The organism is Streptomyces sp. NPDC052701, assembly GCF_040678355.1.
Lineage (GTDB): Bacteria > Actinomycetota > Actinomycetes > Streptomycetales > Streptomycetaceae > Streptomyces.
Genome location: NZ_JBFATO010000034.1, coordinates 72,746 through 85,977, shown reverse-complemented (window position 1 = coordinate 85,977; position 13,232 = coordinate 72,746). Strand labels below are relative to the sequence as shown.

General features: G+C 69.6%; 13 protein-coding genes. 5 read left to right on the top strand and 8 right to left on the bottom strand.

The genetic code is table 11. From position 1 onward, the window contains the following. Nucleotides 1-262: transposase (locus AB0L29_RS28925; RefSeq protein ID WP_365831091.1), on the top strand; the 262-nt coding region annotated here is incomplete at its 5' end. Between the two features lie 57 nt (nt 263-319). Here AB0L29_RS28925 and AB0L29_RS28920 read toward each other — a convergent pair. Further along, nucleotides 320-790 carry a hypothetical protein gene (locus tag AB0L29_RS28920; RefSeq protein ID WP_365831089.1) on the bottom strand — a complete coding sequence of 157 codons (471 nt, stop codon included), beginning with the start codon at nt 788-790 and terminating at the stop codon, nt 320-322. A gap of 160 nt (nt 791-950) precedes the next feature. Here AB0L29_RS28920 and AB0L29_RS28915 point away from each other — a divergent pair, with 160 nt between their 5' ends. Then, nucleotides 951-1,145: a hypothetical protein gene (locus AB0L29_RS28915; RefSeq protein ID WP_365831087.1), complete on the top strand. Its 195-nt coding sequence runs from the start codon at nt 951-953 to the stop codon at nt 1,143-1,145. A gap of 875 nt (nt 1,146-2,020) precedes the next feature. Here the strand turns inward: AB0L29_RS28915 and AB0L29_RS28910 are convergent. Further along, a complete protein-coding gene (locus tag AB0L29_RS28910; RefSeq protein WP_365831085.1) occupies nt 2,021-3,187 on the bottom strand; it encodes a hypothetical protein in 1,167 nt (388 codons plus the stop codon). Continuing rightward, entirely contained in the window at nt 3,184-3,549 is a 366-nt protein-coding gene (locus AB0L29_RS28905) for a hypothetical protein (protein WP_365831083.1), read from the bottom strand. Before AB0L29_RS28905 ends, AB0L29_RS28910 begins: the two co-directional genes overlap by 4 nt. A 37-nt stretch (nt 3,550-3,586) precedes the next feature. Here AB0L29_RS28905 and AB0L29_RS28900 point away from each other — a divergent pair, with 37 nt between their 5' ends. Further along, nucleotides 3,587-4,135: a hypothetical protein gene (locus tag AB0L29_RS28900; protein ID WP_365831081.1), complete on the top strand. Its 549-nt coding sequence runs from the start codon at nt 3,587-3,589 to the stop codon at nt 4,133-4,135. 86 nt (nt 4,136-4,221) lie between these two features. Here AB0L29_RS28900 and AB0L29_RS28895 read toward each other — a convergent pair whose 3' ends face one another. Further along, entirely contained in the window at nt 4,222-5,583 is a 1,362-nt protein-coding gene (locus tag AB0L29_RS28895) for a DNA-binding protein (protein ID WP_365831079.1), read from the bottom strand. 131 nt (nt 5,584-5,714) lie between these two features. On the opposite strand from AB0L29_RS28895, the gene AB0L29_RS28890 reads away from it, so the two are divergent. Further along, complete coding sequence (locus tag AB0L29_RS28890; RefSeq protein ID WP_365831077.1) at nt 5,715-6,431, top strand: class I SAM-dependent methyltransferase; 717 nt, start codon at nt 5,715-5,717, stop codon at nt 6,429-6,431. 159 nt (nt 6,432-6,590) lie between these two features. Here the strand turns inward: AB0L29_RS28890 and AB0L29_RS28885 are convergent, their stop codons facing one another. Both AB0L29_RS28885 and AB0L29_RS28880 read right to left on the bottom strand, forming a co-directional pair. Further along, nucleotides 6,591-7,148 (bottom strand): XRE family transcriptional regulator, encoded by a 558-nt coding sequence (locus AB0L29_RS28885; RefSeq protein WP_365831075.1) that lies wholly within the window; start codon nt 7,146-7,148, stop codon nt 6,591-6,593. A gap of 13 nt (nt 7,149-7,161) precedes the next feature. Continuing rightward, on the bottom strand, nt 7,162-9,426 hold the full coding sequence (locus AB0L29_RS28880) for a helix-turn-helix transcriptional regulator (RefSeq protein ID WP_365831073.1): 2,265 nt from the start codon (nt 9,424-9,426) through the stop codon (nt 7,162-7,164). 196 nt (nt 9,427-9,622) lie between these two features. Between AB0L29_RS28880 and AB0L29_RS28875 the strand changes: the two genes are divergently transcribed. Next, nucleotides 9,623-12,070: a Helicase associated domain protein gene (locus AB0L29_RS28875; protein ID WP_365831071.1), complete on the top strand. Its 2,448-nt coding sequence runs from the start codon at nt 9,623-9,625 to the stop codon at nt 12,068-12,070. Between the two features lie 264 nt (nt 12,071-12,334). Here AB0L29_RS28875 and AB0L29_RS28870 read toward each other — a convergent pair whose 3' ends face one another. Both AB0L29_RS28870 and AB0L29_RS28865 read right to left on the bottom strand, forming a co-directional pair. Further along, nucleotides 12,335-12,712, bottom strand: a complete 378-nt coding sequence (locus tag AB0L29_RS28870; RefSeq protein ID WP_365831069.1) for a toxin Doc — start codon at nt 12,710-12,712, stop codon at nt 12,335-12,337. After that, entirely contained in the window at nt 12,712-12,951 is a 240-nt protein-coding gene (locus tag AB0L29_RS28865; RefSeq protein WP_365831067.1) for a hypothetical protein, read from the bottom strand. The genes AB0L29_RS28870 and AB0L29_RS28865 overlap by 1 nt, the downstream gene beginning before the upstream one ends. Nucleotides 12,952-13,232: the final 281 nt, after the last annotated feature.

The window sequence follows — 13,232 nt, the reverse complement described above, 5'->3', positions numbered from 1 at the left end:
CGTCCACAAGGCCGCCGACCTGCGGGAATGGGCGGCAGCCCAGGACTGGCTGACCATCTACTACCTGCCGCCCTACGCACCCGACCTCAACCCCGTCGAAGGCATCTGGTCCCTGCTACGGCGCGGCTGGCTCTCCAACGTCGCCTTCAGCACCCCCGAACACCTCGTCCAGCGCATCCGGCGCGGTCTCCGCCACATCCAGTACCGCAGCCACCTCATAGACGGCTGCCTTGCCGAGACAGGACTGACCATCAACCCCTGATCACCGAAGACGACATCACGATTTCAACCTCAGTAACGGAGTCCTATTAGTGACCGATCACTTGCGATAGTAATAGGCCTTGTCGTATCCCATATTACCGCGCACGTTTACATTGTTGCAGTTCAAGTGAGTTGACGAACCCCCTTGGTTTGCCCCTTTGAATTTAACAACATAACCAGGACTGTCCCAAGTTGCGCTAGCAGCTACCGCAATGTGTCCATGGGCGCCCGCGATTCCGGTATTGGCTGCCCAGATAGCAACGTCACCCTTGCTGGGAACAATCCCATGGCCGACATACTTAAAGCCGTTGCGTTTGAGGACAGGCCCCATATCCTTCGCGGAGGGAGCCATCTCCCCCGTAAGGCTGTAGTACCGCCGCACATACTCCCCGCATTGGCAAAATGAAGCAGCCTTAACCTCATAAGTAGGTGTACGCGCGACAGCGGATGCAAACGGTGGATGCAACTGCAGAGAAAGCGCAAATGCTAGGAATCCTGCGCTAGCAAGGCGTAATCCGCTCTTGCCCATACTTTCCTCCAGTGTGACCTAGCCGCCATGTCAGCCAGTGCAACAGGCAGAGGCATGAGGCTATCAGGGCAGCCCTTCCAGGGGGACATCGCTCCGTCGATTACTTCTCGCCCTTCCACTGGGCACCGCCAACGGCAACGAGCGTGGCTGCGAGGGAGGCATGCGCGTTGGCGAAGTGTCGGGAGGGGAAGCGACCGAAGCCGGTGGACTCGCCGCAGCGGATGCGGTCCTCGACGCGGGCGTGCGCCCGGTGGCCTACTTCCAGCTGCTGCAACGAGCCCTGGCGGTAGGGGGTGTCGGTGAGGAAGACCTGGTGGCGCATGCCTTCGGTGACCAGCGTTGCGTCGATGTCTAGGACGAGCCCGGGCAGGTCGCGCCCTCAGCCTGCAAGGCCGGTATTCCCGTCCGGGTCTCGGAGCCTGAAGCCAGGCGGACTTCCCGGGCCGTGGCTTGGGCTGCCCGCAGCGCGGCCAGTGCCTGCCTGGCCGATGCCTGCGAGCACGCGCCAGGCGGTCGGGGTGGAGGTGATCGGGCCGAACACTGCGGCCTGGTCGCGTAGCAGGGCCAGGTCCGTGATCGCCTCGCCGCCGTCGGCGGGCATCACCGCCAGATCAACCGCCACCCTGCCCGGGTCGTGTCCGGTGCCGCGCGGCCGCAGTCGGTGAAGGCACCGGTCAGGCTGGTGGCATCGGCGAGTCCTCCAGCAGACGGGACCCGGCATGGCTGACCACCCCGCGCCCGTCGGAGGAGACGACGAGCTTGGGGCGCGACCCGGTAGTGTGCACGCAGAGAGTGCCTTCCTGCTGGAACGACAGAAACCTTAAACAAACCCTATCGTCCCAGGCCATAAGGCACTTTCGCTTTCCCACTCAAGATCCGGGCGCCACTGCACGTGAAACGCGGAGGCTGGAAGAGGGCGTTCGTCTTTGGCTCCGCCTTCTGCACCGGCTCGCCGATGGGGAAGGTCAACTGTCCCGGATCGGGCCGCTCGGGAAGGTGCCGGCGCACCCGCCCACTCCGCTGGAGGCGCTGGACGGTATCGCGGTGGTGCTTCACTTGGACCGGCACCCGTTGGCGCAGCACGCCAGAACGATTCACCCAGAGCTCCCTGTTCGCCTGGACGTCCTGCCAGTGCCGCTTCGAAACCGTCCCGCTGCGCGGTGGGCCGCCAGGCCGTCCGCTCGACGTCCCCCGGCCTTCGGCCTTCGGTTGCCGTGCTGCGCCACACAGCTATGCGAGGCCTTCCGACTCGTTCATTCGCCGGAGGAGCCACTCGATGATCTCGCCTAGTCTCAGCTCCATCTGGATACGATTTTCCATGAGAGCGACCGGCATCCCGTACTTGAGCGCTGTCACCGGGATACACCGCTCAATGTTTCCGTCCGCTGGCCGACCGTACTCACCCTGGAGCGCGGCGAATTCAAGTTCGCTGATGGCCTCGTTAACCGCGTGCCAGCCAGCATCTACCGACTGCCGTGCCGCGTCAAAGTGCTGCGGGACGAAGCGTTTGAGGGTACCCAGGGTGACCTCGTGCGTGTGCTCGCTCCGCACGATGGGATGGGGATAGCTGCCATTGTCGTAGTCAAACACAACTCCCCGGTGAGTGTCATACAGGCTGAACAGCATGGTTGCAGCGAAAGAGAAACGTTCCAGAATTGCGTCAAGTCCATTGCTGGAGACTCCGATCGGAAACCCTTTCTCCTTCGCTCCTGGAGGATACGCGACCATAATCAGGCACTTAACTAAGGTTATAGCACCCATAATGTCGGCATTAATTTCTAGGCCGCGGCGCAGGACCGACAAGCTGATACCTCGAGGAACCAACGGGTCACCAGCGCGGGCGAGATGAAGAAGCTTGTCGTGACGGCTGCCGAGGTGCACCATCTCATGCATTGCGAGATACATCAGGCACATACTCATGATGTCGTTGGCAGCGGTATCGCGGTCTTGGTCGGCCTCAGTCTCCTGGTTAAACGCTTTCAAAGCATCCCACTGGTTTTTCTCGTTACCCGTGTATTCGCCGTACACGGGCACCAGACCGGGGAGTAACTCCCAGCCGGAGCGCTCATCCACCGGGTTGCCGACAACCCGGACGCGCCTGCGGTGGGCCAGGTGCTGGAGAAACCGCCGAGCCAGTGCTCGAGCGCGTGCGAGGGCGCCCAGCGGAATGAGAATGACGGAGGCCTCCCCACCGTCCACGCGCATCCCTCTGCACCGCATCGAGTTGGCTTTGACGACCTCGACCGACATGGGACCGTCGGGTCGGCCTACGGTTCCTAACCTAATGAAGGACAAGGCCTCACGCGCAGCGGCCGCACCGGCCGGTGTGAGAATGTCCTCGAACGTCTCGGCATCAACCACTCCACCGGCGATCGCCACGGCATCGGCCAGTCTCATACGCCCGTGGACCGCTCCAGCGACGGGCAGAGCTTGTCCACGCCATAGTGAATGATCTGCGCTGACAACGCCGTCACTGGAACCGTCATGCCGTACTGGCTTCCTAACACGTCAACCAAAGCGGTCAGGAGAGCGTTCCGGTCTCGGCCACTTGATGCGAACGCCGCGGCGATGGTCTGATTTCCACAGATCAGCTCCCTGAACTGCGAGAGGTTCGCCTGGAACCAGCGGCGTGCGGCTACGCGACGGTCGGAGTCGCTAGGGTCCTTGCCCCCGAAACCTTCGGCAAGTAGCGCCCCGCCGATCACCAGATCGAGCTCATCAGATGACTTCGCCAAGTAGTCCTGGTTCGAGTACGACACCGTGATACCCCCCCCGCGTCCAGATGATGCTGCATGCATGATCCCAGAGGCAGCACTGCCGTGTTCGCGGATCACTGAATCTCCAACGGCAGTCAGTAGTCGGACGTCCCAGCGCGCCCTGATCGCCGTCTCCAGCCCTGACGCCACGCTCGCCCACAGCGGCCTCCAGGCCCTCGATGAGCCCACCGTGCGCGCCGTGGTCCGCCAGGCCGTCCGCGACGTCCGCACGGCCCCGCCCCCACCGCCCGCCGGTCCGCCGGCGGACCCGACCGTCACCGCGCTGCGCCGAGCCGTCGACGACCTCACCGCCAGCACCCACGCGATCGGCGAGCTGATGCTCGAAGTCGCCCCGGCCTACCTCTCCGACACCGACAACGCCGACGTCCTGGCGCTGCTGTTCCACGCGATCGGCGAACCCCTCGAGCACGGCCTCGCCGCCCGCCGCTACGCGGCGTCCGGCGACGGCCGCGCCCTGCACGGCACCCTCCCTGTGGCGGGGCGAGGTCGGAGGGCAGAACTACGTACGTCGGACGAGGGGGATCACCTGCGCGGACGGTTGGAACAGCGAGGCGAAGGCACTGGTTAGAAGCGACTCTGGGACGTCCGGATCGGCCCTGCGGCCGGGGCGCGATGTGCAGCAGCTGAGAGGCGGCACACCGGCCGCTGCGCGCGTCAGCCCCGATCCTGGCTCGCTGCCACGAGCTCCGTCAGCTCCTGGGCGGGCAGGCGCGACCACGCCGCCACCTCCTCCAGCGCCACTCCCGCGGCGACGGCCGCCGCGGCGGTGTCCACCAGGGCCTGGTCGATCAGGGCGGCACTGTGGCTGAGGTGCTGAAGCAGCGTGCGGGCCACCTCGGCGGTGGTGCCGCTGTGCACGCCCCGCAGCTGCACCAGATGCTCCCGCGCCTGGCCGATCATCTGCTCGATGTGCAAACGGTGTTCGGCGCTCACTGTGGCCCGCCACCGGGTGCCCGAGCCGCCCGACTGCTGCTCGGCCGCCATCACGCGCAGCTGGCCGGCCATCGTGGCGGGCTGCTGTTGCCGCTTCAGCCGCCACGGATCGTCCCGCCACCCTGGCGGCCCTACCTCGCGGCGGGCGCGCACGAGGGCGCCCGCGAAGCCGTGCAGCGGGCTGCCATCGTCGGCAGCGAGCTTCGGCCCGAGCCAGGTGCGGCCCACCCGCTCGCCCATACGGCGGCAGAACGCATCCTCAGCGCCCCGCACCCGAGGCCGCGTTCCCCCGCTTGCCTGCCGGGCCAGCTCGGCCATCCCCGGCTCCAGCAGCGCCCGCGCCACGGCCACCACCTCCGGGAAGATCGCCGGCTCCCGGCCCACGATCCGCCACCACTTAAGCCGGGGACCTGCGTTGCCGCCCGCCAGCAGGTGCAGACGGCGCGGCCAGATCTCCTCCTGCTCCCAGCGCAGAGCCTGCTCCCACCAGCGGGCCACCACCGCATGCGCCACCGTGAACGCCTGCTCCGGGGCCACCCCTGACCGCACCGCACGCCGCGCCACACCCGTCCACCGCCGCTGCGCGGCCACCACCTCCGGCACGCCACGCAAATCGAGGTGCTCCAGCGGCTGGTCGGCGTCCGCGTCCAGCAGCCACCGCCCATGCCGGCCACACACCCGCTGCCAGCGCGGCAGATACCGCACCGCCCGCACCACCTGGCCCGTGCGCCGCGCGGTGCACAGCCGGCAGGCGAACGCCGCTTCTCCCGCCACCGCGCCAGCCGCCCGCCATCGCGCCTGTGCCAGGGCGGCCTCCCTGCCGGTGCCGATCTTGGGATCGTCCACGGTGAACGCCGGCAGGGCCCGGGCCAGCACCGCCGGCTCGACCCCGCACAGCTCGGCGAGCACACCCCGCCCGGCGTCGTTGAGCACGACCTCCGCATCGGCCCGCACGCCACCGCCGTCGTTCCGGGCGGGGGAATTGCGGCATGTCCACAGCCGCAGCACGCCGGCGGCCGGCAGGCCGTAGCGGTCCGCGACCCGGTTGATCAGTGACGAGGTCAGCTCCCCCGCCAGCGGCACGGCCCCTAACGCCCTTGCTGCCACAGCTCCCCCTCCAGTGCCCTTTCCTGTACGACTGAGCGCTTCAGTTGGCCGCTCTGAGTGTCACAGTTGGTCACGTCCCATGCCCTCAGCCAGAAGGAGTGTGCCTGGTGAACTCGATCGTGCAACCGGGCGGAGCCCCGGGCGAGCGGCGGGATCGAGTGGCCGCCGTACGCCGCAACCTCACCGAACACGGGCCGCCGCGGAGTCCAGAGGGCGGTCCGGACTTCGCCACCGTCACGCTGCCGGAGCGCGACTGCGATCAGGTACGTGACCTCCTGGTGGATGAGCGAGTCGGCACGGTCGTCGAGATCGGGCTCGCCTATGCCAGCTCGGCGCTGGCGATCGGCGAGGCGCTGCTGCACACCGGTTCACCGAACCCGCGGCATGTGGTGATCGACCCGTTCCAGTACACGGCGTACGACGGGGTCGGGTGGGAGCTGCTGCGCAGTGCCGGCCTGGACGACATCGCCGAGCTGGTGACCGAACCATCGCAGCGGTTCCTTCCCCGGCTGGCCGACGCGGGTTTCGCCTCGGACGCGGCGTTCGTCGACGGCAGCCACCACTTCCACAACGTGTTCGTCGATCTCCACTTCCTGGGCGAGATCGTCCGACCTGGCGGCATCGTGCTGCTCGACGATGTCTGGTGGCCATCGGTCGGCGCTGCCGTGGCGTACTTCGAGACCAATCTGGGGTGGCGTCCGATACTGGGCGCTTTGGCCGATGGGACCGCTGACCCGGCCAGCGGCCGGGCGCGGATCGGCGCCTACCGGCTACCCGATCCGCGCCCGACGCCGCACTTCAAGGAGTTCCGACCGTTCTGCTGATTCGGGTGGGGCTCGCGAGGCCCACCCGAATCGGGCCGCGGCGCGTCAGTCACAGCGATGGCACCGCGTTGAGCTTGAAGTGTCCAACCCGAGTGCTCACTGGCCAACTGAAGTGCTCAGTCACATCCTGCTTTCCACTTCTGTCCTAGCCCTGACCGGCTACAGCTCGAATTCCAGGTCGAGGAGATCGGTGAGTTCCACTTCGAGGCCGTGGGCGCGGCGGCCGCTGTCGCGGAAGTAGACCTCGCCCAGGGCCTCGGCGGCGACCTGACGGAGCTGGTCCTCGCTGGCGCCGTCATCCTGGGCCTGGAAGAGACGGGCGACCTGCTGGGGCGGCAGCGCGAGGGTCAGGTGACGCACGCGTGCGTCGTCGGTGCTGCCGGGGGCGGCGGTGTAGCCGAACCGGGCACGGACATCGATCATGATGCCGCCGGTGGTGGCCGCGGCCTGCTTCGCCCTGGCCCGGATCTGCGGCTGCCAGCGCGCGCGGACCTCGCGCTGCAGCCGCTCGGCGAGCTCGGGCCGGGGGTTTTTGATCTGGTTCTTCACATACCGCTCGACGGTGCGCTGGCTGATGCCGAGCAGTTCGGCCACCGGCTTCGTCCTACCGCCGTGCTTCCTGACCAGGTACCGCATCTGCGCCCCGGCCGACTTGGGCACGGGCCGCGTGAACGCGCCCTGCACCGCCTTATCGAGCTCCTCCGCGACCGTGACCATCGCCGTAACTCTCCTATTCTCCGGTATCCTTGGCGGTGACCTCGCCGGTCTTGATGTAGCGGGCGAGGTTGGCGACATGGCCATCGGCGCTGAGCTGCTCGAGGATGTCCGCGCCCCACAGCACGCTCTGGGTGCCCTCGTGCTTGACCAACCCCGGGGAGACACCGATCCGGAAGCTGCCCGGCACGGTCTTGCCGTCGGGCCCGTAGGGCAGCACATCCAGCGGGCTGGGGCCGTCGGCGGCGTACACGGCGCAGTCGGAGAGGACCGCGACCGGGTAGCGGCCGGTGGCCGCGGCGAGGTGGAGCATCTTGCGGTGCATGTTGATCCGGGCCCGGGAGATCACGGTTGCGCGGATGTCGGGGCGCCAGGTCGGGCGGGCGAGGGCGGGCCAGGCCTGCCCCGGCTTCCAGCCGCCGCCGCGCGCCTTCTCCTGCAGCTTGCCGATGCCGCCCTTGACGGTCATCTTGACCGCGTCCAGCACGATTCCCAGCTCCGCATCACGGCCCTTGTAGCCCTCCATCGCCTTCAGGTACTCGGCCGGGGCCAGGTGTTCCGCGACGCCGAGGTCCGCCATGGTGGCGACATAGGCGTCGCGCAGCCGCTTGTACCAGCCGTCCAGGAACCGGCCGGCCTCGCGGCGCACCCACGCCTCGAGCGGCGCGACGTCGTAGCCGAGCTCGACGGCGTAGGCGACCGTCGGCGTGGCGTACCAGGCCGGCCCGGCCGGGCACTGGCCGGTCGGCGTGAACGGACTGGGCAGCAGATCGCCGTCCAGCTCGCGCCACTGCTTGCCGACCTTCACCCGGGACAGGTCCACGTGGGAGAGATCGACCAGCCAGGAGCCGGGCACCGCCGAGTCGAAGACCGGGCTGGTGACATGCACGGGCGGCGACGCCAGACCGACGACCGCGCCGTTGGCGGCCGCGCCGAAGGCGAGGTTCACGTCGATGCCGACCAGGTAGCGCTGCATGCACTCGGCGTCGGTCAGATCCCGCGCCCAGTCGTAAGCCTCCTCGGACAGCTTCTCCTCAGGACCGCGCACGTGGAAGCGGAGCAGGTGGGCCAGGACGGGGTGCCCGTCGGTCGCCTCGCACGGCGCGGGGTCCATCGGCTCGGTGCCCAGCGAGCCGGGCCGGTGCTCGCGATGCCGCCTGCCGTTCTCGTCCGGCTCGCTGGCGCGGGTCGGCGGGTTGAGCGCGGTCATCAGCTCCAGCCCGGTCACGGCGGTGGAACCCACCGGCGTCATCACCCTTTGCGCGTACACGCCCAGCACCCGGGCGAGCTCGGCCGGCTCCAGCCGCGCGGCGTGCCCCCAGGCGCGGTCGTCCAGGGCGTCCCAGGAGGGCAGGCACAGCTGCACGCACTGCCGGCGGCCGCCCTGGAGGGGGCGGTAGATCCGCGCCCACGGTCCCAGCCCCCGCTTGGTGAGCTGCCAGCCGGCCCGCTGGAGCTGCTTGATGACCTTGTGCCCCTCCGGGAGCCGCCAGGCCAGCCGCTCGGCCTCGGACAGCTGACCGGGCAGGCCGTAGCGCTCGCACGCCGCCTCGGTGAGCACCAGCAGCGGATCGGCGTCCTTGCCCGAGCCGTGCAGCCTCTCCGCTCCCAGCCGCGCCTCGGTGAGTGTCCACTCCACCAGCGCGGGCAGCGACCTGGCGGGCACGTCCAGGATCAGGCCGCCGATCCCATAGCCGGTCACGTTCCGTTCGGTGTCGGCGTCCAGGACGAGCAGCGGACCGTGCGCGTACGCCCCGCCGGGTGCGGGTGCGGGTGCGGGGGCCGGGGCGGTCTTCGTCGCAGCGGGGCGGGGCGAGGCCTGCGGCGGCCGGGCGGCACGGGGCCGCGCCGGGGCGGCCGGTGCGGCGACGGCCGCCGGAGCAGTGGCCGCTGGAGCAGTGGCCAAGGGCTCCTCGGCCTCCGCCGGGGCAGCAGCTGGTGGTGCCTCGCCGCTGGGCTCGGCCTGCGCTGCGGGCGCCGCGGCGGCGGAGGTCTGTGCCGCCGCCGCGGTGGCCTCCTGCGGGGCGCCGGTGCTGTCGAGGGCGGGGTAGAGCTTGGCGAGCTGCCTGAGCAGGCGCGCGTATGCCTCCCGTTCGGGCGGCCGCGGCTCCGTCTTGCCCGTCTCCCAGCCGCCGACGGTCGCCCGCCGTACGCCCAGGGCGGCGGCCACTTCGTCCAGGGTGAGCGCGTGAGCCTGGCGCAGCCGCCTGCGCTCGGCCGGCGGCGGCAGCGGGGACCGGGACGCGACCAGCGCGTCGACCGCGTCGAACAACTCGGACATGGGGGCACCTCCGCCCCTCACCTTATCCGAATCGACCGGATCGCGTACCTAGTACGTACTTATTGCGTGCATTTTGCGTACGGGTGGTGTTCGGGGTGGTAGCGTCCCCGGAGGCCTCTCCGTGATAGCCGCACTGCCTTTTCGGCCCCTAACCGCCGCCCGGGGCCGTCCGCTTCGGGATCGAGGAAGAGCTGCCATGACAGTGATGGAAATGCCGCGCCCCGAACGCCCTGGGCGGGCGCGGCTCTTCCCCGACCAGGCCGAGGCCGTCGATCGGCTGGCACGGCATCTGCAGCGCGCCGGAACGCGAGGGCTGTTCGTGTCGGCGACGGGAACGGGTAAGACGCTGGTGTCGATCCGGGTGGCGGACGCCCTCGGCGCGCGGCTGGTGCTGTTCGTGGTCCCCACACTGGACCTGGCCGCGCAGACGGCGCTGGCCTGGCGCCGCGACGGCCACGGCGAGCACATGGTGATCGTCTCCTCCCTGGACACCAGTGGCCGCGACGACCTGGTCGCAGAGCGCGTCCTGTCGACCACGAACCCGCACGCGCTGGGCGGGCTGATGTCGGTGGTGGGGGAGAACGAGGACCAGATCCCCGCGTTGACGGTGATCTGCACCTACGACTCCCTGAACAAGATCGAGCAGACCCAGGGCAGCGGCTATGCGGTGCCACCGTTCGACCTGGCGGTCATGGACGAGGCCCACCGGATCGCCGGCCGCGCCGACAAGAAGTGGGCCATCGTCAACGACGCGCAGCGCATCCGCGCGGAGCGCCGCCTCTACATGACCGCCACCCCCCGTATCTTCGCCGCCCCCGAGCTGGCCGAGTCCGCCGACACCACCCGCCCGCGCCGCCGGCGCCCCGCCGCCGCGGGGACGGACGTGGACGCGTCCGCCAACTCCATGGACAACGAGGCCGTCTACGGCAAGAAGGTCTTCGAGTACCCCCTCGCGCAGGCAGTGGCCGACGGCCGCGCAGCCGACTACCGCATCGTGGTGCCCACCCTCACCGACACCGACCTGCGCCGCCGCCTGAACCTGCCCGCCCCCGGCACCGCGGCCCCGCCCGGCACCGCTGCCGAGGAGGAGAAGGACGACGGTGCGCTGCGCACCACCGCCCTGCACCTGGCGGTGCTGCGGGCCATGACCGAGCACGGTCTGAAGAAGGTGCTGGTCTACTTCAATCTCGTCTCCGACGCGCGCCGCTTCGCCCGCGAACTCCCGCACACCCTGCGCCTGCTGGCACGCACCGACCCCGGTCTGTGCCCCGAGCGCACCCCGGAGCTGTTCTTCGCCCACGGCGAGCACACCCCCGCCCAGCGCGCCGACATCTTCGCTTCCTTCGCCGCCGCCGACTGCGCGATCCTGGCCAACTCGAAACTGATCGCCGAGGGCGTCGACATCCCCAGCGTCGACGCCATCGTCTTCGCCGACCCCACCCGCAGCGTCATCCGCTGCGTCCAGGCCCTCGGCCGCGCCCTGCGCCTGGACGTGTCTGGCAAGACCGCCTCGCTGATCGTCCCCGTCTACGTTCCGCCCGGCGCCGACGGCGAGAACATCCTCGGCACCGCCTACGAACCCGTCTGGGCGATCGCCTGCGCGCTGGCCAGCCACGACCACCGCATCCTTGAGCGCCTCCCCGACAAGGCCAACCGCCTGCCCAAGGAGACCAGTACCGTCATCGAGCGCCGCTGGCACTTCGACTTCACCGTCCACCCCGAACGCATCGCCCAGGCGATGGACCTGGTCTCCTTCGATCCCCGCGACCCGGGCGTCTCCCGTTCCCGCCGCCTCGGGCTCGCTGCCGCCCGCTCCTATTGCGACCAGTACGGCCACCTCGACGTCCCCGCCGACTACAGCGACCCCACCGGCTACAAGCTGGGCACCTTCATCACCACCATGCGCGACGCCGCCAAAGCCGGCCGCCTCGAAGCCGACTGGATCGCCGAACTCGACGCGCTCGGCATGATCTGGGACAAGCACGACGCCGCCTGGCGCTCCCGCCTGGCCGCCGCCGCCGACTACCTGCGCACCCACGGCCACCTCGCCGCCCCCGCCACCGCCCCCGTCGGCGCCTGGCTCGCCGAACAGCGTCACCTCGCCGCCAAGAACACCCTCGATGCCGCACGCGCCGACGCCCTCACCCGCCTCGCTCCCGACTGGCGCCTGCCGCACGGCGCGGACTGGCACCGCAAGTACCACCTGCTGCGCGCCCACCTCGCCTCCGGCGCCGACCCGGCCGCGCTCACCCGCGACACCCTCCTGGCCGGTGTGAAGATCGGCTCCTGGCTGCAGCGCCAACTATCCGCCTGGCGCGCCCTGCACCCCGGCCAGCAGCAGCTGATGACCGCAATCGGCCTCACCCCCGACACCAACCCCCTCGCTCCGGCCCGCCGCACCCGCCGCACCTTCGAGGAGACCGTCCAGTTACTGGAGCTCTTCCTCCACCGCGAAGGCCGCGTCCCTGCCGCCCGCGAGACGATCCGGGTCGACGGCGACACCGTCAAGATCGGCGCCTGGCTCGCCAAGGCCCGCACCAAGCACCGCTCTGGCCGGCTCCCCGAAGCCCACGCACGCCTGGTCGCCGCGCTGTTCGACGGGGACTGGACGGCCGAGGGCGCCGTCCCGGCCGCCCTGGTGTAGACACCGGCGCTGTCGGGCGCGACCGGGGGGGGCACAACGCGTGCGGCATGTCGTCTCGGGGCGACATCAGTGTCAAGCAGCGGTGACATTCTGCTGCGCCAGGCCTGGCCCTCTTCGCCGCGCAGGAGTTCGCGGCAGCGCCGCGTGGTGTGCCAGTCGGCCGGCGACGGCTTCCAGCGGGGCCTGCCACTCACGGTGCCCTGCCAGCGCGCCCGGCCGCCTGCCTCATGGCAGAGGGCCGGCCCACCGCTTGATGTGCCTGGATCAGATGCGCCAGGACCGCAGGGCCTGGGCGACGGCGTAGACGCTCAGCCGGGTGTCCCGGACCTTTCGGATGAGGTCGGACAGGGCGCCGTATGGGGGGTCGATGCCTTCGCCGGACTGATCCATGTACTGAGCAGCCACGAAGGCGGCGAAGAGGCTGTTGCGGTGGGGGAGCGGCTCCAGGCGCACGATCGTGTGCAGGAGCGCGGCCGCACGCCAGGCGGCATCCGGGTCGGAGGCCTCAAGCGTCGGCATCCGGGTCTTGTGCCGGGCGACGGCCGCCACCAGCGCGGAGTAGTCCGTCACGGTCACGTCTTCGTGCCCGAGGGCGGCCTCCTGGACATCGAGGAGCCAGGAGACGTCGATGTGCACAACCATCAGGCAGCCGCAGCCCCGTCACCGCGCTGAGAAGGCGGAATCTCCTCGGGGAATGCCTCGTCGAACTCCCCGCGCAGCCTGTCGGCCCAGGCGGTGGCGCCGGCGACGAACCGCTTGCGGTGCATCTCACGTACGCCGAGGTCGTGCAGGTACTGCTTGAGGCTCTTGCCCTCGGCAGTGGCGGCGGCCCGGACGCCTTCCATTTCCTCGTCAGAGAAGGACACGTTCAGTGATGGCATGACCCGATGGTACCTACTTGGTACCACGCTCCTCAAGGCCGGTGAGCATGATCAGAACAAGCCAGACCACCACCGGCGTATGGATCCGATGAGGGGGCATCGGGGACGCAGCAACCGGGATGACGGACCGAGGTGGTGGTGGTGGGGGGCGTGCTTCCACCCCTCTGCTCGCGTCACCTCACCCTGCTGGCACCGGGCATGCCGACGCAGGCGTTTCGCGCAGCCGCCGCCGCGCGCCCTGGCCGGCAGGACGATGCAGGCGTGGACGAGCAGGACCAGGG

Coding starts and splice junctions, on each gene's coding strand:
- AB0L29_RS28865 (WP_365831067.1), bottom strand. CDS start 12,951: ATGCCATCACTGAACGTGTCCTTCTCTGACGAGGAAATGGAAGGCGTC.
- AB0L29_RS28885 (WP_365831075.1), bottom strand. CDS start 7,148: ATGGTCACGGTCGCGGAGGAGCTCGATAAGGCGGTGCAGGGCGCGTTC.
- AB0L29_RS28900 (WP_365831081.1), top strand. CDS start 3,587: ATGATCCCAGAGGCAGCACTGCCGTGTTCGCGGATCACTGAATCTCCA.
- AB0L29_RS28920 (WP_365831089.1), bottom strand. CDS start 790: ATGGGCAAGAGCGGATTACGCCTTGCTAGCGCAGGATTCCTAGCATTT.
- AB0L29_RS28910 (WP_365831085.1), bottom strand. CDS start 3,187: ATGAGACTGGCCGATGCCGTGGCGATCGCCGGTGGAGTGGTTGATGCC.
- AB0L29_RS28915 (WP_365831087.1), top strand. CDS start 951: ATGCGCGTTGGCGAAGTGTCGGGAGGGGAAGCGACCGAAGCCGGTGGA.
- AB0L29_RS28870 (WP_365831069.1), bottom strand. CDS start 12,712: ATGGTTGTGCACATCGACGTCTCCTGGCTCCTCGATGTCCAGGAGGCC.
- AB0L29_RS28880 (WP_365831073.1), bottom strand. CDS start 9,426: ATGTCCGAGTTGTTCGACGCGGTCGACGCGCTGGTCGCGTCCCGGTCC.
- AB0L29_RS28875 (WP_365831071.1), top strand. CDS start 9,623: ATGACAGTGATGGAAATGCCGCGCCCCGAACGCCCTGGGCGGGCGCGG.